Origin of the sequence: Pseudoalteromonas sp. BMB (assembly GCF_001709235.1) — a bacterium.
Classification (GTDB): domain Bacteria; phylum Pseudomonadota; class Gammaproteobacteria; order Enterobacterales; family Alteromonadaceae; genus Pseudoalteromonas; species Pseudoalteromonas maricaloris.
Genome location: NZ_MBQA01000041.1, coordinates 1 through 905, shown reverse-complemented (window position 1 = coordinate 905; position 905 = coordinate 1). Strand labels below are relative to the sequence as shown.

Genomic DNA, 905 nt, shown 5'->3' with positions numbered 1-905 from the left:
GAGACAGATAATGCTCATTGTAACGACTTAAAAAATTGCGATGCGCAATCAGATCATAAAACACTAATACTCGTCAATTTAAAGTTCGATCCCGCCCTGATTCCTCGAGTAATTGAGTTTTTGTTAAATTCATTATTAACTAGTGGCTTGATATCAATAATTAGTTGTTCAATTGAATCAAATAACCATGCAGCTTGGTTTGTATTTCCATTTATTATAAGAACATTCTTAGACCGAGTAGGCGTATAGCTGCCGCCACTAAAATTTTCATACATTCTGCCTCGTTCTTTTTTTCTACAGAAAGTTTCTCAGATTCTAGCGGGATAAAATGGAAATCAGTATTACCTACTTTTCGTGGGTAACCCAAACCCCACTTTTCTTCTTTCTTATCGTCCTGAGCCAAGTTCAATGTTGGCTGTTCTACAACATCATCTTTAAAAAAGATTAAGGCTATTTGATAGGAAATAAAAAGTGTCCCTGTAACGATTCCAATGAATAAAACTAACCCATTAAAATTCCAAATCCATTTAAAAAATCTATCAGTTTTCATATGACTCCATGTGATTAATAAAGCCACATTCAGGGGCTTTTAATTGTTGGCTAAAATAACGAACGCAGTGAGGAAAAGCAAATTGTTAAAAGTCCTGCATTGTAATGGCTTGTTATGTGCCTTTGTGCTTTACCAATAAATATTGGTTTAACGTAGAAATAATGGTTAAGACAAAGATAGTTCCATAAGTGAACGGGTGAGAAGCAAAGTTCATGATGAACTCTATTGAGAAATAGTTCCCTAAACCACTTCCCTCAGAATAATCAATAAGCATATTAAGAGGAATAATCCCCAGCAACATAATTCCGTAAAACTGTAATGCTGCAATTATCCCAGGGCGGGATCGAACTTTAAA

General features: G+C 34.8%; 2 protein-coding genes. Both read right to left on the bottom strand.

Going from position 1 to position 905, the window contains the following annotated elements:
• Positions 1-214 precede the first annotated feature (214 nt).
• On the bottom strand, positions 215-550 hold the full coding sequence (locus tag BB427_RS03105; protein ID WP_069018904.1) for a hypothetical protein: 336 nt from the start codon (positions 548-550) through the stop codon (positions 215-217).
• A gap of 112 nt (positions 551-662) precedes the next feature.
• A partial coding sequence (locus BB427_RS24595; protein ID WP_217492886.1) for a hypothetical protein occupies positions 663-905 on the bottom strand: 243 nt, incomplete at its 5' end.

Bases quoted from the DNA above. Each gene is read 5' to 3' on its own strand.
- BB427_RS03105 (WP_069018904.1), bottom strand. From the start codon at position 550: ATGAAAACTGATAGATTTTTTAAATGGATTTGGAATTTTAATGGGTTA.